The sequence below is a fragment of the Marinobacter profundi genome, from assembly GCF_002744715.1.
Classification (GTDB): Bacteria; Pseudomonadota; Gammaproteobacteria; order Pseudomonadales; family Oleiphilaceae; genus Marinobacter; species Marinobacter profundi.
In genome coordinates this window covers 65249-92200 of sequence record NZ_KZ319374.1, presented here as the reverse complement: position 1 = coordinate 92200, position 26952 = coordinate 65249, and the positions used below count along the sequence as shown (strand labels likewise).

Below are 26952 nucleotides of genomic sequence, written 5' to 3'. Positions count from 1 at the left end.
CTCTGCGTTATCAAATTCTGACTGACGGCCGACGCCGTCAGTAGCGGTCGCCAAAGCGGCGCCGCTCCCGTTCATCGAAACCGTAAATGGCCTCGGAAATCTGGCTGGACGAGCCGCTGCTGCCGCCAAGCCCCTTCAGCTGGACCTGGAACAGAATGCGGTTATCCAGCTCACTGTCATCCGTCAGGTAACTCTGGTTGACCAGCTGGACACTCCAGCAGCAATTGTTGTACTCCAGCCCCGCCAGGGTACCCACGGTGCGATCGAGCTGCGAGTCATAAACCCAGCGGCCGATCAGACTAACACGGTCTGTGACAGGAAAAACCGCACCGATATCCGACTGTTCGAAACTGTCGCGACTATAGGTGTGGCCAATGCTCGCCAGATAACGGTAATCGGCGGAGTGGAACACCAGTTGGCTGCGGCCTTCCTCGGTCTTACGGGTACGGGCATCCCATAACCCGGAACTGCGGATATCGAGGGTATCGAGCGGCCGCAGCACAAGCTCACCGGCCAGTGGCGAGTCGCTGCGGTTATCGGCACCCAGGCCATCCAGGGTGACCTCGCGGTCATCGTAATAATACACCTGACCGAGGCTCACCCGGGCGCGCTCGGCCCCGGTCAGCAGGTCGTTAAAGCGGCTGGTCAGGGCAACCGTCAGCTGGTTGGCATCACCGACCCGGTCGCCACCACTGAACCGGTTGCGCTGGAAGAGGCGGTCAAAGCTGAACGACTTGAGGGCGGTATCGAAATCCGGAATGTCGTCCTGGTCCGCGTCGGCATCGGCCCAGGCATAGTACAGCCGGGGCTCCAGGGATTGGTTATAGGGGATGTCGAACAGACTGGACTGGCGGTCGAAATACAGCCCGGAATCCCACTCCACCACCGGCACGGTGCGCTCGATACTGCTGCCGGGGTCGTAGTCGTCAAGCTGGTAGCGGGTGTGATCAAGGGTCACCGAAGGGCGGGCAAAGCCCCACTGCGCACGCAGTGGCACGGCGACTTCCGGCAGCAACCGCAACCGCTGGCCGTTGGCCCGGTCCAGCCCGGTAAGCCCGGTGTTGTCGCGATAGAACCAGCTGTACTGGCTCTCCAGCGAGGTTTCCAGCAGACCGAAATCGGTGGTCACGCCGTACAGCACTTCCGGCAGCTGGGCATAGGGCTTGTCGGCCGCCGCGATGCGGTCGTTGATGGTCTGGTAGCCGTTGAGGTACGCCTCGAAAAACTGGCTGCGATCGCGGTAGCGGAACCCGCCGCGACGCTGCAGGTGGGTCGCCTGGTTGATTTCCAGGGTGCGGTTGAGATCGCTGAGGTAATCATCGTCGGACACCACGGAATAGTCACCGTAACCGGCCCAGCCCCCACCGAGCTGCGCCCGGGTGGAAAAGTCCAGGGCCCAGCGTTCCCCGTCAGCGCCGGGATTCTCGTCCTGGTATTCCACATCGTTGCCGATGTAGCCCAGTTGCAGGACGGATTCACCAAATCGGCTGAGGTAGCGCCCCTCCACCTCGTTGAACAGGCCCCGGCCATGGATGTACTGGGGATTCAGGGTGGCGTCGTAGTGGGGCGCCAGGTTCAGGTAGTAGGGTGTCGACAGGTAGAGCCCGCTGCCGGCATTGGAGGTGCCGAACGCCGGGTACAGGAAGCCTGACTTGCGGCGGTCGTCGATCGGGAAACTGGCGTAGGGCCAGTAGAAAACCGGAATGTCCCTGACCTCCAGGCGCACATGCCTGGCGGTGCCGAAACCTTCAGCCCGGTCGAGGACGATCTCGGAAGCCACCAGCGCCCAGTCGTTACGACCGGGGGCACAGGTGGTCAGGGAACCTCCGGAAATCTCAACCTGGTTCTCACTGATACGGGCCAGGGAACGGGCGGAACCCCGCATTTCCGGGCCATGCAACAGGAAGGTCGCGGTATTGATGTCGAAACGGCCGCTGCCCAGGTCGTAATCCGCGCGTTCACCGGTCAGCAGGAAGCCATCACCGCGGCTGACCAGCGGCCCGCTGACACTCACCGCGCCGGCTGCCTGGTCATAACGTGCCTCGTCACCGGTTACCACGAAGCGCCCCTGCTGCAGGCGGACATCGCCACTCAGGTAGAGTTCCCGATCAATCTCGTAGCGGGCCGACAGGCCGCTGGCGCGCAACGGCTGACCGGTGTCCGGCGCGCCGGCAAACAACTCATCACCGCCTGCCGCACCCTCCGGCGCCAGGTAGCCGCCGTCACAGAACGCCGGCAGCCTTGCCTGAACGCCGGCAGGCAACTCCGCACGCGGTCGCCAGTCCAGCTCTGCCGCGGTCGGCGCATCCGCGGCCGACAACGGCGGAACAGCCACCGCCATTCCCGCAACCAGGCCTGCCAGTGGCATCATGCGCTTCGGGTTGGTCGAAAAAACTGGCACGTGGCGGGTTCCTGTCTGTGTGCAGCCTGGTTCAGCCGGGTCTGCCCGGCCCGGTCGTGGGCGAAAACGAATCGCGGCCTAGTTTACACGGCCACCCCAGCCTTGTTAACGGAAACCGGCTCTGTCGCCGGGTAACCCGCTTACCCTTTGTCGGCTTATCTGCTAACTTTCGTTCTCAGATTCACCCCCGAACTGACCGACCAACGCGGAAGCAGATCACAACATTCATGGATACCCGCCTGCAGCAACTGACCCAGTGGGTCCGGCAATTCCCGGGCCTTGCACAGAGCCAGCCAGTCCCCGTCTCCGGGGATGCCAGCTTTCGCCGCTACTTTCGCGTCCTCGGGCAGGGCGTTGACAGCGCTTCGCGCCATGGCCCCTTCATCGTCATGGATGCACCGCCGGAACACGAAGACTGCCAGCCGTTTGTGGCCCTGGCCCGCCACTGGCATGGCCAGGGCATTGCAGTACCGGACGTCATCGAAGCGGACCTGGAACAGGGCTTCCTGCTGCTGGAAGACTTCGGTGACCAGCTGATGCTGGGCCAACTGGACGACCATAGTGCCGACCACCTCTACAGTGGCGCCATGGCCGAACTCTGCCGCATCCAGCAACTGAACGATGCTGCCGACTACCCGCTGCCACCCTATGACACCGCCCTGCTGGAGCGGGAAATGGCGCTGTTCCCCGACTGGCTGCTGGAGCAACAGCTGGGCCTGACCCTCAGCAACAGCGAACGGGCCTTGCTGGACACCACCTTCGCGCTGTTGCGGGAAAGCGCCCTGGCCCAGCCGGAAGTCACCGTGCACCGCGACTACCACTCGCGCAACCTGCTGGTTCGCCCGGACAGCCCGACACCCGGTGTCATCGACTTCCAGGACGCGGTACGCGGCCCGGTAACCTACGACCTGGTGTCGCTGCTAAAGGACTGCTACATCCGCTGGCCGGAACACCGCGTGCAGCAATGGACCGAACAGTACCGCCTGCTCAGTCGTGCGGCGGGCCTGCACCATGCCGACGCCGAAACCTTCCGGCAATGGTTTGAGCTCATGGGCATGCAACGCCACCTCAAGGCCGCCGGCATTTTTGCCCGCCTCGCCCTGCGCGACGGCAAGACCGGCTACCTCGGCGACATTCCGCGCACAGTGGGCTACCTGGTGGAGGCCAGCAGTCGGCAGCCCGCCCTGCGCCACTTCCATGGCTGGCTGCTCGACCGCGTGGTGCCTGAAATCGGGCAGCAGCTGGCGTCTGCCAACGGTCAGGGCTGACGTTATGAAAGCTATGATCCTGGCCGCCGGCAAGGGCGAGCGCATGCGCCCGCTCACGCTCACCACCCCCAAACCCCTGCTGGAAGCCGGTGGCAAGCCGCTGATCGTGCACCACCTTGCGCGTCTGAAAGCAGCCGGCTTCCGCCAGATCGTCATCAACCATGCCTGGCTCGGCGACCAGATCGAGCAGACGCTGGGTGACGGCGGACAGTTCGGCGTCGATATTGCCTTCTCCCGGGAATCCGAACCCCTGGAAACCGCCGGCGGCATCATCCAGGCTTTGCCCCTGCTCACCGCCGGCGGAGAGGACTGGTTTCTCGTGATCAACGGCGATATCTGGTGCGATTTCGATCTGCTCCGGCTGCAGCCAACCGCCTCCGCCGACGCCCTCCTGGTGCTGAGCGACAATCCGGACCACCACCCGGCCGGCGACTTCCACCTCGACAGCGGCGGCCTGGTACGCGCTGAAGGCCCCGGGAAACTGACCTTCGCCGGCATCAGCCTGCTGCACCGCCGCCTGTTCGAGGGGCTCGCCCCCGGCAGCCGCAAGCTGGCGCCACTGCTCCGCGCAGCCATGGCGGAGGAACGGGTCCGGGGCATTCACCATCGGGGTGACTGGCTGGACATCGGCACACCGGAACGGCTGCGCCAGCTGGACCGGCAATTACGCCGCGCACGGGCGTGACGCCATGACCCGCCGCCACCCGGACCAGGAACTGCCAGCCCGACTGGATGCCGAGTTCAGCGACTTGCTGGAGGAACTGTCCGCTTGCGGTCATCAGGCCAGCGCCCTGATCGCCCGCACCGGCCTGCCACGCTGGTGCCGCAAGCCGCTGTTTTACCTGTTGGGCTACCTTGCCAGGGCAGAAGGCCGGGTGACCGAAACCGACATCGGTTTTGCCGAAGCGCTGATGAAAGCCCTGCAGCTGTCCGGGCGCCAGCGGCGCAAGGCCATCGGGCAGTTCCAGCGCGGCAAGGCGGTCGACCACCTGCCGGCCAGCAAAGCCCTGCTGATGCGCCTGACAGGACTGTTCTGGCCGTCGCCCGCACTGCGCATGGCGTTCTGTCTGTGCCATGCCGCCCAACTGCATGGCCGGCCGCAAAAACTGCGGCGCTATCGCTGTGAGGACGCCGTCGACCAGCTCGGCCTGCCGGTCAGGATCAGCGAGGACATTCTTGCCAGTTATGCCAGCAAGGTCTGGATTACCCAGCCGGAGAACCAGCCCAGACCCACCTCGTACGACCAGGCCTGCCAGGTGCTGGGCGTCACCCGGCGCGAATCCCTGGCTGCCATCAAACGGGCTTACCGCAAGAAAGTCTCCGAATGCCACCCCGACAAACTGGCCCAGCAAAGCCTCAGCCCGGCCGAACAGGCCCGCGCCAAAGAGCGCCTGCTACGCTACCAGCAGGCCTGGGAACTGATCCGCAAAGAGCACGCTTTTAACTCCAAAAACCCGGCCTCAAGCTGGTAGACTGGAGGCCTTTGCGGCAGGGACTGCTGACCACGCCATTTTCCATGTAGTCGAGAGAGCTGTGATGAACCCTTATCTGATTGCCCCATCCATCCTGTCTGCCGACTTCGCCCGCCTCGGCGAGGAAGTCGATCATGTTCTCGCCGCCGGCGCGGACGTTGTGCACTTTGATGTGATGGACAATCACTACGTCCCGAACCTGACCATTGGCCCCATGGTCTGCGAAGCACTCCGCAAGCACGGTGTCACCGCCCCCATCGACGTTCACCTGATGGTGTCACCGGTGGACGACCTGATCCGCATGTTCATCGATGCCGGCGCCAGCTACATCACCTTCCATCCGGAGGCCTCCGGTCACGTCGACCGCTCCCTGCAACTGATCCGCGACGGCGGCTGCAAGGCCGGATTGGTATTCAACCCCGCTACTCCGCTGAGCTACATGGATTATGTAATGGACAAACTCGACATGGTGCTGCTGATGTCGGTAAATCCGGGCTTTGGCGGCCAGAAGTTCATCCCCGGCACCCTCGACAAGCTGCGCCAGGCCCGCCAGCGCATCGATGCCAGCAATTACAACATCCGCCTGGAGATCGATGGCGGCGTGAAAGTGGACAACATTCGCGAAATCGCCGAAGCCGGTGCCGACACCTTCGTGGCCGGCTCTGCCATCTTCAACACCCCGGATTACAAGGCAACCATCGACGCCATGCGCGAGGAACTGGCGCAGGCGCGCACGGTGACTGGCGGATGAGCCTGCAGGGCCTGTTCAACCCCCGCTGGCCGGGGGTAGCGTTATTCGATCTGGATGGCACCCTGGTGGACAGCGCACCGGACCTCGCCGCCGCCGTCGACCAGATGCTGGAGCACCTGGGCAGAACCCCGGCAGGCATCGACCTGGTGCGCGACTGGGTCGGCAACGGTGCCGGCATTCTGGTGCGCCGCGCCCTGGCCCGCAAAACGGACTGGGAACCGCCGACCGCCCGGGACGACGCCCTGTTCAACGATGCCCTGGCAATTTTCTATCATGCCTACCGTCAACTTAACGGCCGGCATGCGGTGGTGTTCGACGGCGTCATCGAGTGCCTGGAGCACTTGAAGGGGCTGGGTTGCAGAATGGCGGTGGTCACCAACAAACCCGACCCGTTTGTCGCGCCCCTGCTGCAACAGACGGGACTCGACCGGTACTTTGGGCTCTGGGTCGGTGGCGACACCCTGGCCGTCAAGAAGCCGGATCCGGCACCACTGCTGCATGCCATGACGCAACTGGGCGGCACCCGCGGTACCACGGTGATGGTGGGAGACTCCGCGGCAGACGTCAGCGCCGCCCAGGCAGCCGGCATACCCTGCGTAGCGGTACGCTACGGCTACAACTTCGGCGGCTCGGTTGACAGCCTCGGGGCCGATGCAGTTGTTGATTCCCTGGCCGAGCTTTTGTAATCTCGCAAGGATGTAATTCACATTGAACTCTTCAATTCGGGAGATTCCTGCCGTGCAGGGACTGAATCTGACTGCAGCGCGAGGCATCCTCACAACCCGCGCAACACGATGGTGGCGATGGCGCACCGGCTGAGCAAGCCCGGCGGCTGACTGGCTCCTGCCTGTCGAGCCCGCAACCATCAGGCCGGCCCGGATACCCCGGCGCCCGCCCACAACGCAGAGCAGATTTCAGGAAACCGAGACATGACACCCGAGCAATTCACCGAGCTCGCCGAAGCCGGCTATAACCGTATTCCCGTCTACCGCGAAGTTCTGGCGGATCTGGACACTCCCCTCAGCACCTACCTGAAACTCGCCAGTGGCCCGTATTCCTACCTGTTTGAATCGGTTCAGGGTGGCGAGAAATGGGGGCGTTACTCCATCATTGGCCTGCCCAGCCGCGAACTGCTGAAGGTGTTCGACCACCGCATCGAGGTCAGCCGCAATGGCGAGGTGGTGGAACAGGCCGAGGTGACTGACCCGCTCGAGTTCGTGGACGAATACCAGAAGCGCTTCAACGCCCCGGACCTGCCGGAACTGCCCCGCTTCAACGGCGGCCTGGTGGGCTATTTCGGTTACGATACAGTTCGCTACATCGAGAAGCGCCTGCGCCACAGCTGTCCGCCGGACCAGATCGGCACCCCGGATATCCTGCTGATGGTGTCCAACGAAATCGTGGTGTTCGACAACCTCCGCGGCAAACTGCACCTGATTGTGCACGTGGACCCGTCCGTTAGCGGCGCCTACCCGCAGGCCCAGGCCCGCCTCGACGAACTGGAAAGCCAGCTGCACCGGCAGACCGCCAACGCGCCCCGCACCCCGGAACACCTGCGGGGCAAGGTGGTGGATGAAAGCGACTTCAAATCCGGCTTTACCCAGGAACGTTTCGAAGCCGCCGTCGACAAGATCAAAGGCTACGTGCTCGACGGCGACGTGATGCAGACGGTGATCTCCCAGCGCATGTCGATCCCCTTCGAAGCGCCGCCGCTGAACCTGTACCGCTCGCTGCGGGTACTGAACCCGTCGCCGTACATGTACTTCCTCGACCTGGACGACTTCCACATTGTCGGCTCGTCACCGGAAATCCTGGCCCGGGTGGAAGACGAGGAAGTCACCGTACGACCCATCGCCGGCACCCGCAAGCGCGGCGCCACCGATGCCGAGGACAAGGCGCTGGAACATGAGTTGCTGGCCGATCCGAAAGAGATTGCCGAGCACCTGATGCTGATCGACCTGGGTCGCAACGACGCCGGCCGGGTCTCGGAAACCGGTACCGTCAGGCTGACCGACAAGATGATCGTGGAGCGCTATTCCCACGTGATGCACATTGTCTCCAACGTGACCGGCCGCCTGAAACCGGGCACCAGCTGCCTGGACGTGCTCCGGGCCACCCTGCCCGCTGGCACCCTGAGCGGCGCCCCGAAAATCCGCGCCATGGAAATCATCGACGAACTGGAGCCGGTGAAACGCGGTGTGTATGGCGGTGCCGTCGGTTACCTGTCGTTCAACGGCAATATGGACACCGCCATTGCCATCCGCACCGCGGTGATCAAGGACAACACCCTGCATATCCAGGCCGGTGCCGGCGTGGTGGCAGACTCCATTCCCCGCCTCGAATGGAAAGAGACCATGAACAAGGGCCGCGCCATCTTCAGGGCGGTGGCCATGACCTACAACGACTACGACCACTGAGGCGGAGGAACGATTTATGTTGCTGATGATCGATAACTACGACTCCTTCACCTACAACGTGGTGCAGTATCTGGCCGAGCTGGGTGCCGACGTGCAGGTCCACCGCAACGACGAAATCAGCCTCGAGCAGATCGAGGCCCTGCAGCCGGAGCGGCTGGTGATCTCCCCGGGCCCCTGCACGCCCAATGAAGCCGGTATATCCATGGCTGCCATCCGCCACTTTGCCGGCAAGCTGCCGATCCTTGGCATCTGCCTGGGCCACCAGGCGATCGGCCAGGTATATGGCGGCCATATCATCCGTGCCGGCCGGGTCATGCATGGCAAGGTCTCCCCCGTGTACCACAAGGACATCGGCGTCTTCCGGGGCCTGAACAATCCTCTGCAGGCCACCCGCTACCACAGTCTGGTGATTGACAAGGACACCTTGCCGGAGTGCCTGGAAGTCACCGCCTGGACCCGCAACGACGACGGTTCCATTGAGGAAATCATGGGCGTTCGCCACAAGACCCTGCCAATCGAAGGCGTGCAGTTCCACCCCGAGTCGATCATGACCGAGCAGGGCCACGAACTGCTGCGCAACTTCCTGAGAACATGACAAGAGGCCGACACATGGACATGAAACAAGCACTCAACCGCATTGCCTCCAACCTGGATCTGTCCCGGGAAGAAATGAAGGATGTCATGCGCATTGTGATGAACGGCGAAGCCACCGACGCCCAGATCGGCGCCTTCCTGATGGGGTTGCGCCTGAAGAGCGAAACCATTGACGAGATCACCGGCGCCACCGAAGTGATGCGGGAACTGGCCACCAGGGTCGAGATAAACGCCGAGCCGCTGGTGGACATCGTTGGCACCGGCGGTGATGGTGCCAACCTGTTCAACGTGTCGTCTGCCTCCGCGTTCGTCGTCGCCGCCGCCGGCGGTTACGTGGCCAAGCACGGCAACCGGGGCGTATCGTCCAACAGTGGCAGTGCCGACCTGATCGAGAAAGCCGGCATCAACCTGGGCATGACCCCGGAACAGGTCGCCCGCTGCGTGGAACAGATTGGCGTCGGTTTCATGTTCGCCCCGGCCCACCACGGCGCCATGAAGCACGCCATCGGCCCCCGCAAGGAACTGGGATGCCGCACCATTTTCAATATCCTCGGCCCCATGACCAACCCGGCGGGCGTCAAACGGCAGCTGATCGGTGTTTTCAACAAGGCCCTGTGCCGCCCCATGGCCGAAGTCATGCAACGCCTGGGTGCCGAACACATCATGGTGGTCTGTTCGAAGGACGGCCTGGATGAAATCAGCCTGGCCACCGTCACCCACGTGGCAGAACTGAAGAATGGCGAAATCACCGAGTACGACATCACTCCGGAAGACCTGGGCCTGAAGAGCCAGTCGCTGGTGGGCCTGACCGTCGAAACCTCGGACGACTCCCTGAAACTGATCAAAGCCGCCTTTGGTCGCGACCACGACGAAATTACCGAGAAGGCCCGTGACCTGATTGCCCTGAACGCCGGCGCGGCCATCTATGTCGCAGGGCTGGCGCGGACCGCCAAAGAAGGTGTCGACATGGCACTGGACGCCATGGGTTCCGGGCTGGCGGCCGGCAAGATGTCGGAGCTGGCTGATTTTTCCCAGTGTTTCTGAGGGCCATCAACTCCAGAAGGCACTGACCAAATTTGATGAGTCGGTGATGGGGGTCTTTCCAAAACTGTCTGTAGCCATGGATGGCTACAGCCAAGCCCTACAGGGACGTACTTGTGGGCGTGTTTTGGAAAGGCCCCCATCATCGGCTCCTGCACATATTTCAGCAGGCAAATCATGACCGAACGACATTTGGACAAGACTCCCACCATTCTGCGCAAAATCGTTGACCGCAAATGGGAAGAGATAGACGACCGGAAACCCAAGGTTTCCATCGCGGACCTGAAAGCGATGGCCGGTGACCAGGCGCCGGCTCGCGGTTTTGCAAATGCCCTGCGCACTCGTATCGAAGCAGAGCAGCCGGCGGTCATCGCTGAAATCAAGAAGGCGTCACCGAGCAAAGGCATCCTGCGGGATCCGTTTGAGCCGGAACGCATTGCCGAGAGTTACGAGAAAGGCGGCGCCGCCTGCCTGTCGGTGCTTACCGACAAGGACTTCTTCCAGGGCCACGAAGACTACCTGAAAGCCGCCCGGGCCGCCTGCAGCCTGCCGGTGATCCGCAAGGACTTCATGGTGGCGCCTTATCAGGTGTACGAAAGCCGGGCGATTGGCGCCGACTGTATCCTGCTGATTGCCGCCTGCCTCACCCGGAACCAGCTGCAGGAGCTGGAAGGTATCGCTCATGAGATCGGCCTGGATGTCCTGGTAGAGGTCCACGATGGCGCGGAAATGGACGATGCCCTCACCCTGCGAACGCCACTGGTGGGCATCAATAACCGCAACCTGCACACGTTCGAGGTGTCCCTGGAGACCACCTTCAACCTGCACCAGCGCATCAGCGCCGACCGCCTGACCATCACCGAAAGCGGCATCATGACCCGGGACGATGTGGAGGCAATGACCCGCCGGGGAATCTACGGGTTCCTGGTCGGCGAATCCTTCATGCGTGCCGACGACCCGGGCACCCGGTTGCGGGAACTGTTCTTCTGATTACCTGCTGAGCACCACTGTGCTGCCTCCGGAGATCTCCGCAGGACAGCACAGTGCGTACTACTCCCAAGTGCATACGCACTATGCATTATTGGCAAATGCAACCAATTCCCGCGAAAATGGCACATCTGTTCCAGCTGCGGAAGCCATCAGTGCGAATTCCCCAACCTCGTATCCCCGACAAGTGGCTTGCCGCCTTCGAATCCGACACCGATCTGGTGGAGCAGCGCGTCGCCATAATCATGGCGTGGGTGGTCCTGATCACCATGCCGATGTACCAGACCAGCCACCACCTGCGGAATGTCGACAGCGAAGGGCTCTGGATGGCCGAACTGCTGTTCCGCATTCCCGGCGTGCTGTGCGGCCTGCTGACCCTGGCAGCCCTGCACTTCGGGCGCCCGCAACTGCCCGCAAGGGCACTGCTGCGAATGCTGGGCATCTCGGTGATGGTGATGATCCTCGCCCTGTTCCTGATCCATTACCGCGACCACCCCGACAACATGACCCAGCTCAGCAACGGCCTGGTGATCACCTTTTTCGGCGTAACGGCACTGGCGATACGCGGCTTGCGCGAGTGGTGCCTGGTTTTCCTGACGCCGTTCGTCATCTTCCTGGTCATCGCGCCGTTTGCCGGTATTCCGCGGGCCATGCTGCTACCCCTGCTGTTCGACCCCATGGTGATGGTGGTGATCACCCTGGTCGCGACTGCAGCGGTGCGACACCTGCGAATCCGCGAGTTCCTCGCGCGCCAGGAACTGACCGAGATAGCCTCTACCGACCAGCTGACCGGGCTGCTGAACCGGCGCCCGATGCATCCACTGATGGTCCACGAGGTTAACCGGGCACGACGCACGGGAACCCCGTTCAGCATCGTGCTCGGCGATCTCGACCGATTCAAGAAGGTCAACGATACCTACGGTCACGAGGCCGGCGACCTGGTGCTGCAGGAAACCGCCCGGCGCCTGCAAGCAGCGATCCGGGCGCAGGACATTGTCTGTCGCTGGGGGGGCGAGGAATTGTTGATCCTGTTGCCGGAGACCGGGCCGGAAGGCGCCGGCCAGGTTGCCGAGAAGATTCGGGCGGCGATGGACGACGCCCCGGTCCAAACCGGCAACGAGGTCATTCACCAGACCATCAGTCTCGGCGTCAGCTCGTTCCGCCCCGATGACACGGTCACCACGCTCATCAGCCGTGCCGATGAGGCGCTCTACGAGGCCAAGAGTGCGGGACGCAACCGGGTGGTGCAAGCCGACCAGCCCGGCTGAGCCCGCTTCCGCTCAACCGCTGGGCAACATTCCGGCACGGCCGGACAGGCCGGCGCTTACACTGCGGCCGATGGCCGCTGCTTCATCCGATCGTACCAGGCCTGAAGGTTGGCCTGATCCGGCTGGATTCGTACCGCCACCACGCGGGCGAAGGCCACCGTGGCGAAGGCGTTGAGGTCTGCGGCGGTGAGCCGGTCACAGCAGATGAATTCCTTGCCGGCCAGCTGCTTGTCGAGGAAGTGCATGAACTTCTCGATGGAACCGCGGCATTCCTCGCCCCATTCCTTGATGGGGTTCATCCGGTCCTTGAAATAGCCGCTGGTGTGCTGGAAACACATGCCGGTGGGCAGGAAGAAATAGAAATCGATCCAGCGCAGCCACTGCTCGATCAGCGCCTTTTCCCGCGCGTTGTCTCCCAGCAAGCGGGGGCTGTCCGGATAGGCCTCTTCGAAATAGCGGCAAATGGCCATGGTTTCGGCAATACAGGTGCCATCATCCAGCTCCAGTACCGGCACCTTCTTCATTGGATTGCGGGCAACAAATTCCGGTGTGAGGTTATCACCCTTCTGCAGGTCCAGTTCCACAAACTCGGCCTGGTCCAGCAGGCCTTTCTCTGCCATGAACATCCGCACACGGCGGGGGTTGGGAGCAGTTTTGTTTTCGAAGATTTTCATTGTTATCGCCTCCGTCATGGCTGAAATCAGCATCGATAGTAAACAGGTTGCAAGACAGGACAGAGCCTGACGCCGAAATGCGGTTGCGTCAAGCAACCGTTCCACCCGGAGCGTCAGCGGGCCAGCCAGTTGTCTAGCTGGCGCACCAGCCAGTCCGGATCATCAAGGGGCAGGTCATGGCCGGCATCCGGGTGAACCTGCAGGGTCCACTGCCAGCGGCGGGCGAGGGTGGCACTGCATTGCCAGTGCACGATACGGTCTCCGCGGCTGGCCAGCACCAGGGCGTCGGGCAGCGGTCGCCGGTCGAGGGGCTTATAGGTTGCGGCCGCCCGCAGTTGCTGCAGGGCATTGGCCGGGCTCACCGGACGCTGGCGCTGGATACGGTACCAGTGCTTGACGGTCGCCAGCGCCACCGGACGGTTGCAGGTGAGTTGCAGGATATCCCGCTCCCGGTCAAACAGTTCACGCCGCAGCAGTAACCGCAGGATGCGCGGCCAGCCCGCGGGCCGCATCCGCTGCCACGGCGGGCTGAATCCGGAACTGGTATTGATCAGCACCAGCTCCTGGATTTCACCGTCCGGGGCATGCTGGGCCCAGTCCAGCGCCACCATCCCCCCCATCGACAGCGCCAGCAGGCCATAGGGCCGGGGAATGTGGCTGACCTGTCGGCACACCAGCTCACGGATTCCGGCAATGCTTGCCGGGCTGGGATCGCGGTAATGCACACCGGTGCCGGGCAGGTCCACGGTGTGAAAGTGGTGGCCGGGAAAAGCTTGCCGCAGGCGCTCGGCAAATTCGCCCCAGTGCGCCTGCTCCCGGGTCAGGCCGCGCAACAGAATCCAGTGCATGCTAATGGGGCTCCCTGTACCAGTGCATGATCGCCGCCTCTCTCAGCATGGACTCCCGCTCACCTTCCGGCAACCAGTTGTGGTGACTGGCTGCTGCGTGGAGCAGGAAATCGATGAAGGTGAGGTGACTGCGCAACACCCGCTGGTGCCGGTGCGGCACCTGGGGGTTGAACAGGCCGTCGAGCCGCAGCAACTGGCGGGGCCGCTTGCGGATCCAGCGCCAGGAGCCCATTTCCAGGGTCAGCGGCAGAAATGCGCCATCACTCACCTTGTTGATCTGCTTGTACAGGTAATCCCACAGGTCACCGTGGGTAAGGTAATGACGGGACTGGGGCTCGAAGCGGTAATCGTGATTGGGGTAGGCCTGTTCCCAGGTCAGCTTGAGAGCCATCACCGAGGCAATCCGCCGCATGGGCCGGCGGCGGTAGGCATAGGGGAACCAGATCTGGTCTTGCCAGCCAAATCCGGAGTGGCAGTCCAGCGCGACACTGAACGGCCGGCCCGGCAACAGGTCGCCGATGACCCGTTCAAGGGCGAGGTTCTCCGGCTCCATGCCCTGCTCCGGGCGCCCGGTATACCAGGGCAGCCGGGGCGACAAACGCTGCCCACCCAGCAAAAACGCACTGCGGTCCTGGGCGGTAATCGGCGCGTTACGCATGAGGTCAACGCCGTTGGGGTTACTGCGCTGGTTCAGATACATGCCACCGGGGTTGAGAATCGGCAGCAGGGTGATGTGGACCGAGTCCAGCAGGCCGCGCAGGGCGTCATCCCAGTGCAGGCGGGATAACAGACTCTGCAACCAGGCCATGACGACCTGGCTGCCGATGCGCTCCAGGCCATGCACGCCACCCACCAGCAACAGCGCCGGCGCGTCCGCAGCCCGACTGCCCAGGTCCACCCGGTACAGCGGCAGGGTCAGGCCGGCCACCTCCACGCGCTCGACGACCCGGCTGCTCACCTGCGGCGGGGCTTCTGCCAGCATCCGTTCGAGGCTCACCAGCTCCGGCAGGAAGGTCCGCAACTGATGTCGCTGCCGGCGGTCACGGGACGCCTTCTCGGCGGCAATGGCGGTATGGGGGGTTTCCGTTTTCAGTTCAGGCATCTGGCTGCACTCCCGGCGGGTTCGCCTGCCAGCGTGCCACGGCATTGCTGCAATTGGTTGACAGCGGGCCCCGGGGTGCGGTGGCGATTGGCCCATTCGGCCTCGTCGCACTGTGACCTCGGCACGGACCGCGGCGCGGCGAACCGCCTAACCTGATCCGGTCTCCCGCGGTACCGGAGCCTCCCCTTACCCGAACAACAACAGCAAGATCACTGCAAAGGTACAACCCAATGACGAATCCAAACCGGCCCCGGACATGGTGGCCCGCGCTTGTCCTACTGCTCTGTTTCAGCCCGCTGCTGCATGCCGCGGGCTCCTCGGCACTGTACCCGGTTGCCTCCCTGGTCGCCGGCATCCTCAACCAGCCGCTGTTCCCCGAGTCCGCGGTGTATACCACCAACGATGACATCGTGATCCGTGGCAGCGACGGGATCAACCTGGAGGCCAACGTGTTCATCCCGACCTCCGGTGAATCCAGCTATCCGGCCATTGTCTTCATTAACAGCTGGGCCCTCAACGAGTACGAGTACCTGGCCGCAGCCGGGCGCCTGGCGGAGCAGGGCTACATCGTACTGAGCTATTCCTCCCGCGGCTGGGGTAATTCCGGCGGCCTGGTGGACACCGCTGGCCCGAAAGACATGGACGATTTCTCCCGGGTGCTGGACTGGCTGCTCGCCAACACCGCCACCGATCCCGAACGGATCGGTGCCGCCGGTATTTCCTATGGCGCCGGGATCAGCCTGCTGGCCGCCGCCCACGATGACCGGGTCCGCGCTGTTGCCGCGATGAGTGGCTGGGGCAGCCTGGTGGAGGCGCTCTATGCCGGCCAGACTCCCCGCCTGGTCTGGGGCGAGTTGCTGACCCTCAGTGGCGAACTGCTGGGTCGTCCCGACCCGGCGATCAGTGCGCTGTGGAGTAACGTCCGCAATCACCGCAACGTGGAGCAGACCATCGCCTGGGCCAGCATACGCTCGCCCCTGAACTACGTTGACCAGCTCAATGCCAACGGCACCGCGGTGTATCAGGCCAACAACTGGGGCGACAACCTGTTCCAGCCCAACAGCCCGCTTGAGCTGCACCACAGGCTCAACGGCCCCAAGCATATTGACCTGCAGGCCGGCACCCACGCCGGTACCGAAATCATCGGCATGCTCGGCGATGGCAACACCCGCATCTGGAACAATGTGCAACGCTGGTTCGACAGTCATCTGAAGGGTGTGCCCAGTGCCATTGACGACCAGCTCCCGGTGCAGATGAAGGTGCAGTTCACCGACCGCTATGAAGGTTTCACGGCCTTCCCGGTGCCGGAAGCTCGGCCCCGGCGCTGGTACCTGCACCCACGCAGCCTGTTCACTCCCGGCAGCCTGCGCGAATCGCCCTGGCAAAGCTGGCAGGCCCGCAGCATTGGCATCAGCTCCTGGGCCGACACCCTGGCGGGCACCGGCATTCCACTTGCGTCACAGGTGTTTACCCAGCTCAAGGTACCGGTCACTGCTCCCATTCCGCTGCTTGGCCAGAACCGCAGCATCTGGTTCCAGACCGGTCGCCTGGACGAAACCCTCGCTATCCGCGGTATCCCCAGGGTCACGCTGCAGATTACGCCCGCTGACCGCCATGCCCAGCTGGTGGCCTATCTCTACGATATGGACTGGGCGGGCACCGGCAAGCTGATTACCCACGCCCCGGTCACCCTGCCCGAGGCAACTGCCGGCGAAACCGTGGCGGTCACGGTCGACCTGGTTGCGACGGCCTATGACGTGCCGGCCGGCAACCGGCTGGTGCTGGTGGTGGATACCCGCGACATCCTCTACGAATACCCGGAGGGCGGCACCACGCGGGTTGATTTCGAGTTCAGCAACGGCCAGCTGTCCACCCTGGAGGTGCCGGCGCTCTGAGGTCCGCCGGCAACGGGCGACGGGCGGCCATGAAAAATTTCCCGCCTGTCGCAACCGTTTCCCGGAGCTCAGTCCGCCGGCATCCCGGTGCTCTGGACCGCGCGAATAATCCCGCGGTCGTCAGATAACAGCAGCAGTTCGCCATGGGGACCGATATCAAAACGGTCCACCGCCGCCAGCTGGCGCAGGAAGCGGTCTTCCTGATTCATCAGGGCCGGCGCACAGGCCATTCGGGTGGCCCCCAATGGTGCCAGTGCCAGCCCCTCCCCGGTTTGCTGCCAGCTCCCGAAATAGCGGTTACAGGACGCCCTTCCGGCCAGCCGGCCATCGGCGAGGAATTCCAGGGTAACCCGCGAGCTGTCGATAATGCCCTCGCCGGCAATGTCCTCGACGACCCATTCCACGCCCCTGAGCAGCCGCGTCGGATCCCCCCCGCACCCCTCGCCCAGCAGCTCGCCGTTGATCGCTACCCGGGCCTGGACCGGATAGGCCAGTCCACTCATGGTGTCCCGGCAGAGCTGGCGGGCCACCGCCAGGGTGACCACCTGGCCGGACTGTGCCGCCCGGTAGTCACGGCCGGTAGCGCTGCGGGCCAGTTCCCGGTACCCCAGCACCGCTGGTGATTCGCCCGGCTGCTCGAGGGTCAGCTGGCCCGCGTCCAGTGTCACTGCCCAGAACGGCTCCTGCCCGTGCGCCACGAACGGCAGCGCCACGGCACCGGGCAGCACACAGGTGGGCATGGCCTGGTCACGGATGGTAAGAACCCCTTCCTCGCCCTTGCTCCAGAAACCGGTGGTGGCGTCACCGATGGCCTCAAACCGGGCACCGGATCCCGCTGCCACCGGTTTCATCAGATACTGGGCTGCCGGGGTGGTTACCCTCAGCAGCCGGGCCTGGTCGTCATAGGCAAGCTGGATGGCCAACTGGCCACACTCCATGGCACCCTCTATGGCACCCTCCGGCACGGCGGTCGGTGCCGGTCCCTGCGGTGCAGTCGCACAACCCGATACCAGGGCGCTGGTCGCCAGCAGCGCCAACAGGCTCTTTGCAGTCATGTTCGTTCCCTCTGATTTACATCGTTTTTATGATCGAGGCAGCATTCTATACCCTTGCCATTGCCAATTCGCTGACCGAATCGCTACCCTTGCACTAACTCCACTTGCGGATGCACCCGTCATGGCCATCAGACTCTATCAATTCGCCATTTCCCATTACTCCGAAAAGGTCCGCTGGGCACTGGACTTCAAAGGTCTCAGCTATCAGGCGGTTAACCTGTTGCCGGGCCAGCACGTAGCCACCATCCGCAAGGTCACCCGCAGCAAGCACACCTCGGTTCCGGTGCTCGATCACGATGGCGAGATTGTTCAGGGCTCGGCGGCCATCCTTGACTACCTCGATGCCAGCTTTCCCGATCAACCACTGATACCGCCAGATCCGGATCTGCAAAACCAGGTACTGGCCTGGCAGCAGCGGCTGGATGATGCCGCCGGCCCGGCGGTCCGCACCTACTGCTACCACTATCTGCTGCAGCGGCCCAAAGCGGTCATTCCGATGCTGACGGCAGGCACTCCGTTCTACAACCGCTTCCTGCTCGGCCTGTTGTTCAGCAAGGTCGATGAAACCATGCGCAACTGGATGAAGATCAACGCGAAAACCGCTGAGTCCGCACGCCAGACCATCGACCACCTGCTGACCGAACTGGCCGAGGTATACCAGCGGCAGCCCTACCTGGTCGGCGACCGGTTTTCCCGCGCCGACCTCACCGCCGCGGCCTTGCTGGCGCCCATCTTCCAGCCGCCACAATACCCGGTGCCCTGGCCCCGGCCGGCCCGGCTGCCGGCGGAACTGCGAACCCAGCTGGCCGACTGGGAAACCCGCAGTGAGGGGCTGGTCCGTCTGTACCGCGACCATCGCTGACGCCCCCTGCCGCTGGCGCAATCCGCCACCGGATATGGCGTAAAGCGACAACACGCTGCAGACGTTCCATGCCAGAATAGGTGCCAGACAACAACAAACCATCAGACAGGTGGCACGATGATTCTGGGCGAAATGATGAGGTCCGTGCTGGACAACAGCGGGTTACTGGCGCTCTGGGAAGCGGTGGCGCCCTGGCTGGCACTGGACGAGCGCCAGCTGATCTTCGTCATTGCCACGCCGTTGTTCATCGCGGTGACACTCTGGGAATACCTGCGGATCCGCCACGATCCGGCCCTGATGGACGTCCGCGAAGCGGTGCGAAACTTTGCCCTGGGTGCCGGCTACCAGGTCACCGAGTTGCTGTTTGCCGGCATCATCGCGTTCCCGCTCTATGCCCTCTGTTACCACTACCGGCTGCTGGAACTGGAGTTGACCTGGGTTACCGGCATGCTGACCTTTCTCGGTGTCGACTTCTGTTTCTACTGGATGCACCGGGCCAGTCACCGCATGCGCTGGTTCTGGGCCGCCCACGTGGTGCACCATTCCTCCGAACGGATGAATTTCTCCACCGCCATGCGCCAGAACGCCACCAATATCTTTAACGGCAACTGGGCGTTCTACCTGCCGCTGGCGCTGATCGGGTTCAACCCGGTATGGATCGGCATTGCCTACGCGCTGTCGCTGGTCTACCAGTTCTTCATTCACACCACCCTGGTGAAGCGGCTGCCCCGCCCCATCGAGTGGCTGTTCAACACCCCCAGTCACCACCGGGTTCACCATGGTCGCAACCCCGGCTATATCGATCGCAACTACGGCGGCACACTGATTGTCTGGGACCGGCTGTTTGGCAGCTTTGTCGATGAGGCGGCCAACAATCCTCCGCGCTACGGTATCACCCGACCGGTGCCGGCGCAGGGGCTGATTGCACTGTGGACCCACGAATACCGGGACCTGTTCCATGACATGGCGCAGCCCGGGCCGCTATGGGCCCGCCTGGCCCATCTCTGGCGGCCACCCGAATGGCAGCGGCCGCCAGCGGACCTGCAGGCGCAGGGACAGCAGCCACCGACATGACTCCGCCCCCCGATTGCGGTTAACATCGGGAGCTCCCGGAAAACAACGGAAATCTATCATGAGCCGGACCTTCCGTGCCGCCCTGCTGATCCTTCTGGCCAGCACCGGCAGTGCGACCGTCAGCGCCGCCGACCTGCTGATCGCGGTTGCGGCGAATTTTACCGACACCGCGGGCAAACTGGTGGCGCAGTTCGAAGCCAGCTCCGGCCACCGGGTGCGCGCCAGTTTCGGCTCCACCGGTAAGCTGTATGCCCAGATTCGCCATGGCGCCCCCTTCGAGGTTTTCATGGCCGCCGACAGCGAGCACCCCCGCCTGCTGGAAGCCGAAGGCCGCGGCGTTGCCACCACCCGCTTTACCTACGCCACCGGCAAACTGGTACTGTGGAGCCGCAACGCGGATACCCTCGCCGACCCGCTGGCCTATCTTACCGCCAGCGGGCCCGACCGAGTCGCGATCGGCAATCCCAAAACCGCGCCCTATGGCATCGCCGCGATGGAAACGCTGGCGGCCCTGGGGCTGACCGGGCCCATCAGCAAGCGTCTGGTCAGGGGCGACTCGATTGCCCAGACCTTCCAGTTTGTCGCCACCGGCAACGCAGATGCCGGTTTTGTCGCACTGGCCCAGGTCAGGGCCTGGCAGGGTGAACCCGGCAGCCTATGGCTGGTTCCCCAGGAGCTGTATCGGCCAATCCGGCAGCAGGCAATCCTGCTGCACAAGGGCGCCGATAATCCGGCGGCACGGGCGTGGCTGGCCTTCCTGGCATCGCCGCCGGCCCGCGCAATCATCGCCAAAGACGGTTACGATAGCGGACAGATCGCGGAACCCTGATTCCGCCCCCGAACAGCGGACGGAGAATGCATGGGCCCGGAATGGCAGGCGGTATGGCTCACCCTTAAACTGGCGGCGGTTACTACCGCCCTGTTACTGGTTATCGGCACCCCGATTGCCTGGTGGCTTGCGCGCAGTCGGCATTGGCTCCGCCAGCCGGTTGCCGCAGTGGTCGCCCTGCCCCTGGTGCTGCCACCGACGGTGCTCGGCTTCTATCTGCTGGTGGTGTTGGGCCCGGACGGCCTGATCGGACAGCTCACCGAACACCTTGGCATCGGTCTGCTGCCCTTCACCTTTGAGGGCCTGGTGGTGGCCTCGGTCATCTACTCGCTGCCGTTTACCGTGCAACCGCTGCAGAATGCGTTTGCCGCCATCAACCCGCAGCTGCTGGAAGTCGCCGCCACCCTGCGGGCATCGCCCCGGGACCGCTTCTTCTCTGTAGTCATTCCGCTCGCCCGCCCCGGCTTCCTGACCGCAGCAGTGCTCACTTTCGCCCATACAGTGGGGGAGTTCGGGGTAGTGCTGATGATCGGCGGCAATATTCCCGGGGAAACCCGGGTCCTGTCAGTGGCCATTTATGACCACGTGGAAGCCCTCGAGTACAGTCAGGCGCACTGGCTGGCCGCCGGGATGCTGGCCTTCTCCTTTGTGGTCCTGGTCAGCCTGTATTCCCTCAACAGTCGGTTCGGTAACGGGGTGGTACGTTGAACGGAGGTACGTTGAACAGAGGTGCGCCGAACGAAGGTGCGATGAATACTGCCATGGGCATCGAGGCCCGCTTCCAGTGCCGGTTCGAGGACTTTGCCCTGGACGTGACGCTGACCCTGCCCGGCACCGGAGTGACCGCGCTGTTCGGCCACTCCGGATGCGGCAAGACCACGCTGTTGCGCTGCATGGCCGGTCTTCAGCCGGCGCAGGGGCGAATGGTGGTTAATGGCGAGTGCTGGCAGGAGGATGACTTTTCCCTGCCGGTTCACCGCCGGCCGCTGGCCTATGTCTTCCAGGACACCGGATTGTTCCCCCACCTCTCGGTAGCGCAGAACCTCCATTATGGTTACCGCCGAATTGCCAGCGGCGCACGCCAGATTGATTTTGACCAGGCGGTCCGCTGGCTGGGGCTGGAACGGTTGCTGGACCGCATGCCACAGAAGTTGTCCGGCGGCGAACGGCAACGGGTGGCTATCGCCCGCGCCCTGCTCACCAGCCCCCGCCTGTTGTTGATGGACGAACCGCTCTCGGCGCTGGACGACGCCAGCAAGCAGGACATCCTGCCCTACCTGGAGCGGCTTCACGACAGCCTGTCGATCCCGGTCATTTACGTATCCCACGCCACCGGCGAGGTGGCCCGGCTGGCGGACCACATTGTCATGATGGCGGCTGGCAAGGTGACCGCCCAGGGGCCGTTGCAGGAAACCCTGGCTCGGACCGATCAGCCCTTTGCCGGCGAGGACGATGCAGCAGTAATTGTGAAAGCCACCATCACCGGTCGGGACGACCGCTGGCACTTGTGCCTGGCGGAGTTTGGCGATCGTCAGATATGGCTGCGGGACGATCCCCGGCTGAGCCCCGGCGACCCCATCCGCCTGCAGGTATTGGCGCGCGATGTCAGTATCGCGCTGAACCGGCACCGGGACCAGAGCATCCAGAACCTGTTGCCGGCGCGGGTAGAGGAAATTCGCCAGGGGCGGCAGCCGGGCACCGCCATCGTGCGGCTGGTCAGTGGCGACACCCCGTTCCTGTCCCAGCTCACCAGCCGCGCGGTGGAGCAGCTGGCACTGTCGCCCGGAATGGCGGTGTGGTTGCAGATAAAATCAGTAGCCATTGTCGGTTGACCGTCACCACCTTCACAGTCGGTCACAGTCCTCCGCGCCACTCCTGTTATAATCCACCGACGTTTCCAGGGCTGCCTGTGCTGCCCGCCCGATCATGAGGTAAACCATCTTGAAAAACGCAGTAATGATTGCAGCTCTCGCAGCAACCGCCCTGACCGGCTGTCAGACTTCCGGCTATATGACCTCGGCCGCAACTGACGGCGACGGCGTAACCTGCGCAGAGATCTACCAGGCCTTCGACGCCTACCAGGCTGATCGTCAGTCGGCGAGCGCGCTGACCGACCTGACCCGGCTGGTCAATCCGACAGCCGCTTCGCTGGCGGAACAGGGCGTCAGTTCAGCAGAAAGCTATTACGAGCAGATCAAGGCCAGCGCCAACATCGCGCTCGCCATTCGCGGCTGTGCACCGGTACAGTGAGGCCGCGGTGATTGCGGGCAGGACCGGCCTGCCCGCAATTTACAGGGCTGCAGCGGTCAGCGGGTACCGTAGACCACCATGGTTTTGCCCTTGACCTGAACCAGGCCCTGATCTTCCAGGGTTTTCAGCACCCGACCCACCATTTCCCGCGAGCAACCTACGATACGGCCAATCTCCTGGCGGGTGATCTTGATCTGCATGCCGTCCGGATGGGTCATCGCGTCCGGCTCCTTGCACAGGTCCAGCAGGGTACGGGCGACCCGGCCGGTGACGTCGAGGAATGCCAGGTCCCCCACCTTACGGGTGGTCTGGCGCAGGCGTGACGCCATCTGCTCCCCGATGAAATAGAGCACCCGCGGATCCTGCTGGGCAATTTCGCGGAACTTGGTGTAGCTGATCTCGGCGACCTCACACTCAGTCTTCGCCTTCACCCAGGCACTGCGGGAATCCATGTTGTCGAACAGCCCCATTTCACCGAAGAAATCACCGGCATTGAGGTAGGCCATGATCATTTCGCGGCCATCATCGTCTTCGATAATAACGGTGACCGACCCCTTTACGATGTAGAACAGCGAGTCGCTCTTGTCACCCGCATAGATGATGGTGCTCTTGGCGGGGTAGCGCCGACGGTGGCACTGGGACAGAAAATAATCCAGGTGCTTGGTTTTCTGCTCAACCGGTTTGACGATAGTGGCCATAGTGCGAGTCGTGCCTCCTTAACTGGCGAGTCCCGGAGTTGTTGTAGTAGTAACCCCTGATTCCATGGGGTTTTCTGAGGTCCATCCGGACCCCGGATACAGCGTCGATACCCGGGTTCCCCTCCGATGCCCCGGAAACCGGAGCAGACCCATCGAGCTGTTTCAAGTTATTTACACCAAGACTGGCGCAATAACCCTGCAACTTATAACAAGAAGGCCTGATTTCGGCAACCGCAAGCCTCACAGTTCCTCCACCGGCAGGGCCGTAGCGATGCCGGATCTGGCGGGATATGCTAGCATCCGCGGCAGCAACCATCGGAGATTTGACCATGAAGGCAACAATAGACTGGACCGGCAACGTCAGCTTCAAGGCCACCAGCGGCACCGGCCATGAAGTCCAGATTGACGGGCCACCCGATCACGGCGGACAGAACCTCGGGCCCCGCCCGATGGAAATGGTGTTGATGGGGCTGGGTGGCTGTTCCTCATTTGACGTCATGAGCATTCTGCAGAAAAGCCGCCAGGACGTCACCGCCTGCCGGACCGAGCTCGAGGCGGAACGGGCGGACGCCGTGCCGTCGGTGTTCACCCGCATCCACCTGCACTTTATTGTGACCGGTCGCAACCTGAAGGAAAACCAGGTGAAGCGCGCCGTCAGCCTGTCGGCGGAGAAGTATTGCTCCGCGTCGATCATGCTGGCCCAGGGTGGCGTGGAAATCAGCCACAGCTACGAGATTCACGAAGCCGCCTGACCCGGCGCCAGACCTTTGCCAGCGGGCACTCCGGCCCGCCGGCAACCGAGCTGGCCGGCCGCGGTAATTACCGATACTAAAATGTGCTCGCCGGCTCTATCCAACACCCGGGCGGGTGTGCATAATACGCACCCTTCACCGCCGGTCTGCGCAAAAGGTGTACAACCCGGTCAGTAGTCGGTGGCGGCCTTGGTGGCATGCAGGGAGTTGGCATGACCACCGTCATTCATCTCCATCACTGGGGGGGCTGGACATGGAAACCAAATTACAGCTACACGGTTTCAACAACCTGACCAAATCGCTGAGCTTCAATATCTACGACATCTGTTATGCGCAGACCGAAGAGCAACGGGAAGCCTACATCGATTACATCGACGAGATGTACAACGCCGAGCGTCTGACCCAGATCCTGTCGGATGTGGTCAAGATCATTGGCGCCAACATCCTCAACATCGCCCGCCAGGACTACGAGCCCCATGGCGCTTCCGTCACCATGCTGATTGCCGAGCATGAGCTGACCCAGGGCGAGCCGGACAATGAAGAGTCACCAGGCCCGCTGCCCGATACCATCGTGGCACACCTGGACAAGAGCCACGTGACCGTCCATACCTACCCGGAAAGCCATCCCCATGAGGGCATCAGCACCTTCCGCGCGGATATCGATGTGTCCACCTGCGGCCTGATTTCACCACTGAAAGTGCTGAACTACCTGATCCACAGCTTTGATTCCGACGTGGTCACCGTGGATTACCGGGTACGCGGCTTCACCCGCGACGTAGACGGCACCAAGCACTACATCGACCACGACATCAACTCGATCCAGAATTACCTGACCGAGGATACCCAGAACGCGTATCAGATGATCGATGTCAACGTGTACCAGGAAAACCTGTTCCACACCAAGATGATGCTGAAGGACTTCAACCTGGACAACTACGTGTTCGGGGTGAATGCCAGCGATCTTGAACCGGCTGAAGCACAGTCGATCGAAGAACGCCTGAAGCGCGAAATGCTGGAAATTTTCTACTCCCGCAACGTCGAGTAAGCAGTTCCGATACGGGCTTCCGGCAGCGCCGGCGGCCCGTTCAGTTTTTTTGAACACTCCCGCCAATTTAATCCGTTATCATCTCTCCGCGCTTTGCCGTTAAATGTTCGCATACCCTGAAACATAACGTTTAGAGGCGAACACTCATGCAAAACATCCTTGTTATCACCACCAGTATTTTTGGCGAAGATGGTCAATCCTCACAACTGATCAACCAGGCCCTGGACCAGCTTGCCACGGCTAACCCCGAGGCCAGGGTCACCATCCGCAACCTGGCGTCCAACCCGGTACCTCACCTGAGCGGTGAACGGTTCGGCGCCTTCCTGAGCGCGGCCGACAACCGGACAGCAGAACAACAGGCGGTGATCGACTTTTCCGACCAGCTGATCGAAGAACTGCGCACCGCGGATGCGGTTATTCTGGGCGTGCCCATGTACAACTTCGGTATCCCCTCTGGCCTGAAAGCCTATTTCGACCACATCGCCCGGGCCGGGGTCACGTTCCGCTATACCGAAAATGGTCCGGAAGGCCTGCTTGCCGACCGTCCGGTGTACATCATTGCCACCCGTGGCGGTATCTACGCCGGCACCGAGCTGGACACCCAGACACCGTACCTGCGCACCTTCCTCGGTTTCCTGGGCCTGCAGGATCTGAACTTTGTCTACGCCGAGGGACTCAATATGGGTGACGACAGCCAGCAGAAAGCGCTGCAAAAAGCCGCCGGCCAGATTGCCGAGCTGATGTCCTGATCACCGGCTGATCCCTGAGTCGCACCACCGCCCGTCGCTGACAGAGGAGTGAATATCATGACCAACCGCACCATCAAGCAAGTCATCCCGGCTCTGGAAACCTCCGACGGTGCCGGTGTGCGCATCAAGCGCTCCATCGGGCAACATCCGTCGGTCCGCATGGACCCGTTCCTGATGCTGGACGAGTTCGGCTCCGCCGAGGCGTCCGATTACATTGCCGGCTTTCCCTCACACCCCCACCGGGGCTTTGAGACAGTTACCTACATGATCGAGGGGCACATGCTGCACGAGGATCACCTGGGTAACCGGGGCAATCTGCAGAACGGCGGCGTGCAGTGGATGACTGCCGGGCGCGGCATTATCCATTCAGAGATGCCGCAGCAGGAGTCCGGGGTGATGCGGGGCTTCCAGCTCTGGCTCAACCTGCCGGCGGCGGAGAAAATGAAGCCGGCAGGCTACCGGGACATCCAGCCCGCCGACATTCCCGGCATTACCTTTGACGGTGGCTTTATCAAGCTGATCGCCGGTGAACTGGAGGTCGCGGGCCACGGTTATCGCGGTGCGGTCAGCGGGGGCACCACCCGGCCGCTCTACGCCGACATCCACCTGCGGGCCGGCGCCAGCCTCAGCCTGCCGCTGGATCCGCAGCTCAGCGCCATGCTCTACCTCTACGAGGGGGACGCCGCCGTGAGCGCTGATGACGGCCAGCTCACCGCGCTACGGCCGGCGGCGGCCTCGCTGCTGGACCAGGGCGATACGCTGGAACTGCGGGGCGGCGCGGTGGATGCCCGCCTGCTGCTGATTGCCGGCAAGGCCATCAACGAGCCGGTGGTGCAGTACGGACCGTTCGTCATGAACAGCCGCGAGGAAATCGAGCAGACCCTGCGGGACTACCGGGATGGCCGGCTGACCGCCTGAGC

The 26952-nt window shown here is 63.0% G+C and carries 27 protein-coding genes; 21 read left to right on the top strand and 6 right to left on the bottom strand.

The window, feature by feature from the left end; all coding sequences use genetic code 11:
• Nucleotides 1-37: 37 nt before the first annotated feature.
• A complete protein-coding gene (locus CLH61_RS14625) occupies nucleotides 38-2401 on the bottom strand; it encodes an LPS-assembly protein LptD (protein ID WP_456085555.1) in 2364 nt (787 codons plus the stop codon).
• A 227-nt stretch (nucleotides 2402-2628) separates the two neighbouring features.
• Between CLH61_RS14625 and CLH61_RS14620 the strand changes: the two genes are divergently transcribed.
• The 10 genes from CLH61_RS14620 to CLH61_RS14575 all read left to right on the top strand — a co-directional run bounded on the left by CLH61_RS14620 (nucleotide 2629) and on the right by CLH61_RS14575 (nucleotide 12199).
• The gene (locus CLH61_RS14620) at nucleotides 2629-3669 is read left to right on the top strand and encodes an aminoglycoside phosphotransferase family protein (protein WP_099615501.1); all 1041 of its coding nucleotides are present in this window, start codon (nucleotides 2629-2631) and stop codon (nucleotides 3667-3669) included.
• A 4-nt stretch (nucleotides 3670-3673) separates the two neighbouring features.
• Complete coding sequence (gene murU, locus CLH61_RS14615) at nucleotides 3674-4354, top strand: N-acetylmuramate alpha-1-phosphate uridylyltransferase MurU (RefSeq protein WP_099615500.1); 681 nt, start codon at nucleotides 3674-3676, stop codon at nucleotides 4352-4354.
• Between the two features lie 4 nt (nucleotides 4355-4358).
• A complete protein-coding gene (locus tag CLH61_RS14610) occupies nucleotides 4359-5141 on the top strand; it encodes a DnaJ domain-containing protein (RefSeq protein ID WP_099615499.1) in 783 nt (260 codons plus the stop codon).
• A gap of 64 nt (nucleotides 5142-5205) precedes the next feature.
• Entirely contained in the window at nucleotides 5206-5892 is a 687-nt protein-coding gene (rpe, locus tag CLH61_RS14605) for a ribulose-phosphate 3-epimerase (protein ID WP_099615498.1), read from the top strand.
• Complete coding sequence (locus CLH61_RS14600; RefSeq protein WP_099615497.1) at nucleotides 5889-6578, top strand: phosphoglycolate phosphatase; 690 nt, start codon at nucleotides 5889-5891, stop codon at nucleotides 6576-6578. The genes rpe and CLH61_RS14600 overlap by 4 nt, the downstream gene beginning before the upstream one ends.
• Before the next feature lie 243 nt (nucleotides 6579-6821).
• A complete protein-coding gene (gene trpE / locus CLH61_RS14595; RefSeq protein WP_099615496.1) occupies nucleotides 6822-8309 on the top strand; it encodes an anthranilate synthase component I in 1488 nt (495 codons plus the stop codon).
• Nucleotides 8310-8325: 16 nt separating this feature from the next.
• Nucleotides 8326-8904, top strand: coding sequence for an aminodeoxychorismate/anthranilate synthase component II (locus tag CLH61_RS14590; RefSeq protein ID WP_099615495.1), 579 nt, complete (start codon nucleotides 8326-8328; stop codon nucleotides 8902-8904).
• A 14-nt stretch (nucleotides 8905-8918) separates the two neighbouring features.
• Complete coding sequence (trpD, locus tag CLH61_RS14585) at nucleotides 8919-9947, top strand: anthranilate phosphoribosyltransferase (RefSeq protein ID WP_099615494.1); 1029 nt, start codon at nucleotides 8919-8921, stop codon at nucleotides 9945-9947.
• A gap of 174 nt (nucleotides 9948-10121) precedes the next feature.
• The gene (trpC, locus tag CLH61_RS14580) at nucleotides 10122-10934 is read left to right on the top strand and encodes an indole-3-glycerol phosphate synthase TrpC (protein ID WP_099615493.1); all 813 of its coding nucleotides are present in this window, start codon (nucleotides 10122-10124) and stop codon (nucleotides 10932-10934) included.
• 152 nt (nucleotides 10935-11086) lie between these two features.
• Nucleotides 11087-12199: a GGDEF domain-containing protein gene (locus CLH61_RS14575; protein WP_170003754.1), complete on the top strand. Its 1113-nt coding sequence runs from the start codon at nucleotides 11087-11089 to the stop codon at nucleotides 12197-12199.
• 56 nt (nucleotides 12200-12255) lie between these two features.
• Here CLH61_RS14575 and CLH61_RS14570 read toward each other — a convergent pair whose 3' ends face one another.
• The 3 genes from CLH61_RS14570 to CLH61_RS14560 form a co-directional block, all read right to left on the bottom strand.
• A complete protein-coding gene (locus CLH61_RS14570) occupies nucleotides 12256-12873 on the bottom strand; it encodes a glutathione S-transferase family protein (protein WP_099615491.1) in 618 nt (205 codons plus the stop codon).
• Between the two features lie 113 nt (nucleotides 12874-12986).
• Complete coding sequence (locus CLH61_RS14565) at nucleotides 12987-13721, bottom strand: alpha/beta fold hydrolase (RefSeq protein WP_099615490.1); 735 nt, start codon at nucleotides 13719-13721, stop codon at nucleotides 12987-12989.
• A gap of 1 nt (nucleotide 13722) precedes the next feature.
• A complete protein-coding gene (locus CLH61_RS14560; protein WP_099615489.1) occupies nucleotides 13723-14823 on the bottom strand; it encodes a M14 family zinc carboxypeptidase in 1101 nt (366 codons plus the stop codon).
• Between the two features lie 230 nt (nucleotides 14824-15053).
• On the opposite strand from CLH61_RS14560, the gene CLH61_RS14555 reads away from it, so the two are divergent.
• On the top strand, nucleotides 15054-16718 hold the full coding sequence (locus CLH61_RS14555; RefSeq protein ID WP_099615488.1) for a CocE/NonD family hydrolase: 1665 nt from the start codon (nucleotides 15054-15056) through the stop codon (nucleotides 16716-16718).
• Between the two features lie 68 nt (nucleotides 16719-16786).
• On the opposite strand, the gene CLH61_RS14550 is transcribed toward CLH61_RS14555, so the two are convergent.
• Entirely contained in the window at nucleotides 16787-17773 is a 987-nt protein-coding gene (locus tag CLH61_RS14550; protein WP_099615487.1) for an META domain-containing protein, read from the bottom strand.
• 121 nt (nucleotides 17774-17894) lie between these two features.
• Between CLH61_RS14550 and CLH61_RS14545 the strand changes: the two genes are divergently transcribed.
• The 6 genes from CLH61_RS14545 to CLH61_RS14520 all read left to right on the top strand — a co-directional run bounded on the left by CLH61_RS14545 (nucleotide 17895) and on the right by CLH61_RS14520 (nucleotide 22788).
• The gene (locus CLH61_RS14545) at nucleotides 17895-18635 is read left to right on the top strand and encodes a glutathione S-transferase family protein (RefSeq protein ID WP_099615486.1); all 741 of its coding nucleotides are present in this window, start codon (nucleotides 17895-17897) and stop codon (nucleotides 18633-18635) included.
• A 117-nt stretch (nucleotides 18636-18752) separates the two neighbouring features.
• Entirely contained in the window at nucleotides 18753-19709 is a 957-nt protein-coding gene (locus CLH61_RS14540) for a sterol desaturase family protein (RefSeq protein WP_099615485.1), read from the top strand.
• A 58-nt stretch (nucleotides 19710-19767) separates the two neighbouring features.
• Nucleotides 19768-20538 (top strand): molybdate ABC transporter substrate-binding protein, encoded by a 771-nt coding sequence (gene modA / locus CLH61_RS14535; RefSeq protein ID WP_099615484.1) that lies wholly within the window; start codon nucleotides 19768-19770, stop codon nucleotides 20536-20538.
• Nucleotides 20539-20568: 30 nt separating this feature from the next.
• Nucleotides 20569-21246 carry a molybdate ABC transporter permease subunit gene (gene modB, locus CLH61_RS14530; RefSeq protein ID WP_099615483.1) on the top strand — a complete coding sequence of 226 codons (678 nt, stop codon included), beginning with the start codon at nucleotides 20569-20571 and terminating at the stop codon, nucleotides 21244-21246.
• Nucleotides 21247-21287: 41 nt separating this feature from the next.
• Nucleotides 21288-22370, top strand: a complete 1083-nt coding sequence (modC, locus tag CLH61_RS14525; protein WP_099615624.1) for a molybdenum ABC transporter ATP-binding protein — start codon at nucleotides 21288-21290, stop codon at nucleotides 22368-22370.
• Between the two features lie 109 nt (nucleotides 22371-22479).
• Complete coding sequence (locus CLH61_RS14520; RefSeq protein ID WP_228152655.1) at nucleotides 22480-22788, top strand: hypothetical protein; 309 nt, start codon at nucleotides 22480-22482, stop codon at nucleotides 22786-22788.
• A 56-nt stretch (nucleotides 22789-22844) separates the two neighbouring features.
• Here CLH61_RS14520 and crp read toward each other — a convergent pair whose 3' ends face one another.
• Entirely contained in the window at nucleotides 22845-23486 is a 642-nt protein-coding gene (gene crp, locus CLH61_RS14515) for a cAMP-activated global transcriptional regulator CRP (RefSeq protein ID WP_099615481.1), read from the bottom strand.
• Between the two features lie 329 nt (nucleotides 23487-23815).
• Here crp and CLH61_RS14510 point away from each other — a divergent pair, with 329 nt between their 5' ends.
• From CLH61_RS14510 to CLH61_RS14495, 4 genes are all read left to right on the top strand, one after another.
• Complete coding sequence (locus CLH61_RS14510; protein ID WP_099615623.1) at nucleotides 23816-24238, top strand: OsmC family protein; 423 nt, start codon at nucleotides 23816-23818, stop codon at nucleotides 24236-24238.
• A gap of 253 nt (nucleotides 24239-24491) precedes the next feature.
• Nucleotides 24492-25283, top strand: a complete 792-nt coding sequence (speD, locus tag CLH61_RS14505) for an adenosylmethionine decarboxylase (protein ID WP_099615480.1) — start codon at nucleotides 24492-24494, stop codon at nucleotides 25281-25283.
• Between the two features lie 146 nt (nucleotides 25284-25429).
• Nucleotides 25430-26032 (top strand): FMN-dependent NADH-azoreductase, encoded by a 603-nt coding sequence (locus CLH61_RS14500; protein ID WP_099615479.1) that lies wholly within the window; start codon nucleotides 25430-25432, stop codon nucleotides 26030-26032.
• Between the two features lie 57 nt (nucleotides 26033-26089).
• Nucleotides 26090-26950, top strand: coding sequence for a pirin family protein (locus CLH61_RS14495; RefSeq protein ID WP_099615478.1), 861 nt, complete (start codon nucleotides 26090-26092; stop codon nucleotides 26948-26950).
• The last annotated feature ends 2 nt before the right edge of the window (nucleotides 26951-26952 follow it).

Excerpts from the sequence above, each read along its gene's own strand:
- CLH61_RS14620 (WP_099615501.1), top strand. The coding sequence starts at position 2,629 with ATGGATACCCGCCTGCAGCAACTGACCCAGTGGGTCCGGCAATTCCCG.
- murU (WP_099615500.1), top strand. The coding sequence starts at position 3,674 with ATGAAAGCTATGATCCTGGCCGCCGGCAAGGGCGAGCGCATGCGCCCG.
- CLH61_RS14610 (WP_099615499.1), top strand. The coding sequence starts at position 4,359 with ATGACCCGCCGCCACCCGGACCAGGAACTGCCAGCCCGACTGGATGCC.
- rpe (WP_099615498.1), top strand. The coding sequence starts at position 5,206 with ATGAACCCTTATCTGATTGCCCCATCCATCCTGTCTGCCGACTTCGCC.
- CLH61_RS14600 (WP_099615497.1), top strand. The coding sequence starts at position 5,889 with ATGAGCCTGCAGGGCCTGTTCAACCCCCGCTGGCCGGGGGTAGCGTTA.
- trpE (WP_099615496.1), top strand. The coding sequence starts at position 6,822 with ATGACACCCGAGCAATTCACCGAGCTCGCCGAAGCCGGCTATAACCGT.
- CLH61_RS14590 (WP_099615495.1), top strand. The coding sequence starts at position 8,326 with ATGTTGCTGATGATCGATAACTACGACTCCTTCACCTACAACGTGGTG.
- trpD (WP_099615494.1), top strand. The coding sequence starts at position 8,919 with ATGGACATGAAACAAGCACTCAACCGCATTGCCTCCAACCTGGATCTG.
- trpC (WP_099615493.1), top strand. The coding sequence starts at position 10,122 with ATGACCGAACGACATTTGGACAAGACTCCCACCATTCTGCGCAAAATC.
- CLH61_RS14570 (WP_099615491.1), bottom strand. The coding sequence starts at position 12,873 with ATGAAAATCTTCGAAAACAAAACTGCTCCCAACCCCCGCCGTGTGCGG.
- CLH61_RS14565 (WP_099615490.1), bottom strand. The coding sequence starts at position 13,721 with ATGCACTGGATTCTGTTGCGCGGCCTGACCCGGGAGCAGGCGCACTGG.
- CLH61_RS14560 (WP_099615489.1), bottom strand. The coding sequence starts at position 14,823 with ATGCCTGAACTGAAAACGGAAACCCCCCATACCGCCATTGCCGCCGAG.
- CLH61_RS14555 (WP_099615488.1), top strand. The coding sequence starts at position 15,054 with ATGACGAATCCAAACCGGCCCCGGACATGGTGGCCCGCGCTTGTCCTA.
- CLH61_RS14550 (WP_099615487.1), bottom strand. The coding sequence starts at position 17,773 with ATGACTGCAAAGAGCCTGTTGGCGCTGCTGGCGACCAGCGCCCTGGTA.
- CLH61_RS14545 (WP_099615486.1), top strand. The coding sequence starts at position 17,895 with ATGGCCATCAGACTCTATCAATTCGCCATTTCCCATTACTCCGAAAAG.
- CLH61_RS14540 (WP_099615485.1), top strand. The coding sequence starts at position 18,753 with ATGATTCTGGGCGAAATGATGAGGTCCGTGCTGGACAACAGCGGGTTA.
- modA (WP_099615484.1), top strand. The coding sequence starts at position 19,768 with ATGAGCCGGACCTTCCGTGCCGCCCTGCTGATCCTTCTGGCCAGCACC.
- modB (WP_099615483.1), top strand. The coding sequence starts at position 20,569 with ATGGGCCCGGAATGGCAGGCGGTATGGCTCACCCTTAAACTGGCGGCG.
- modC (WP_099615624.1), top strand. The coding sequence starts at position 21,288 with ATGAATACTGCCATGGGCATCGAGGCCCGCTTCCAGTGCCGGTTCGAG.
- crp (WP_099615481.1), bottom strand. The coding sequence starts at position 23,486 with ATGGCCACTATCGTCAAACCGGTTGAGCAGAAAACCAAGCACCTGGAT.
- CLH61_RS14510 (WP_099615623.1), top strand. The coding sequence starts at position 23,816 with ATGAAGGCAACAATAGACTGGACCGGCAACGTCAGCTTCAAGGCCACC.
- speD (WP_099615480.1), top strand. The coding sequence starts at position 24,492 with ATGGAAACCAAATTACAGCTACACGGTTTCAACAACCTGACCAAATCG.
- CLH61_RS14500 (WP_099615479.1), top strand. The coding sequence starts at position 25,430 with ATGCAAAACATCCTTGTTATCACCACCAGTATTTTTGGCGAAGATGGT.
- CLH61_RS14495 (WP_099615478.1), top strand. The coding sequence starts at position 26,090 with ATGACCAACCGCACCATCAAGCAAGTCATCCCGGCTCTGGAAACCTCC.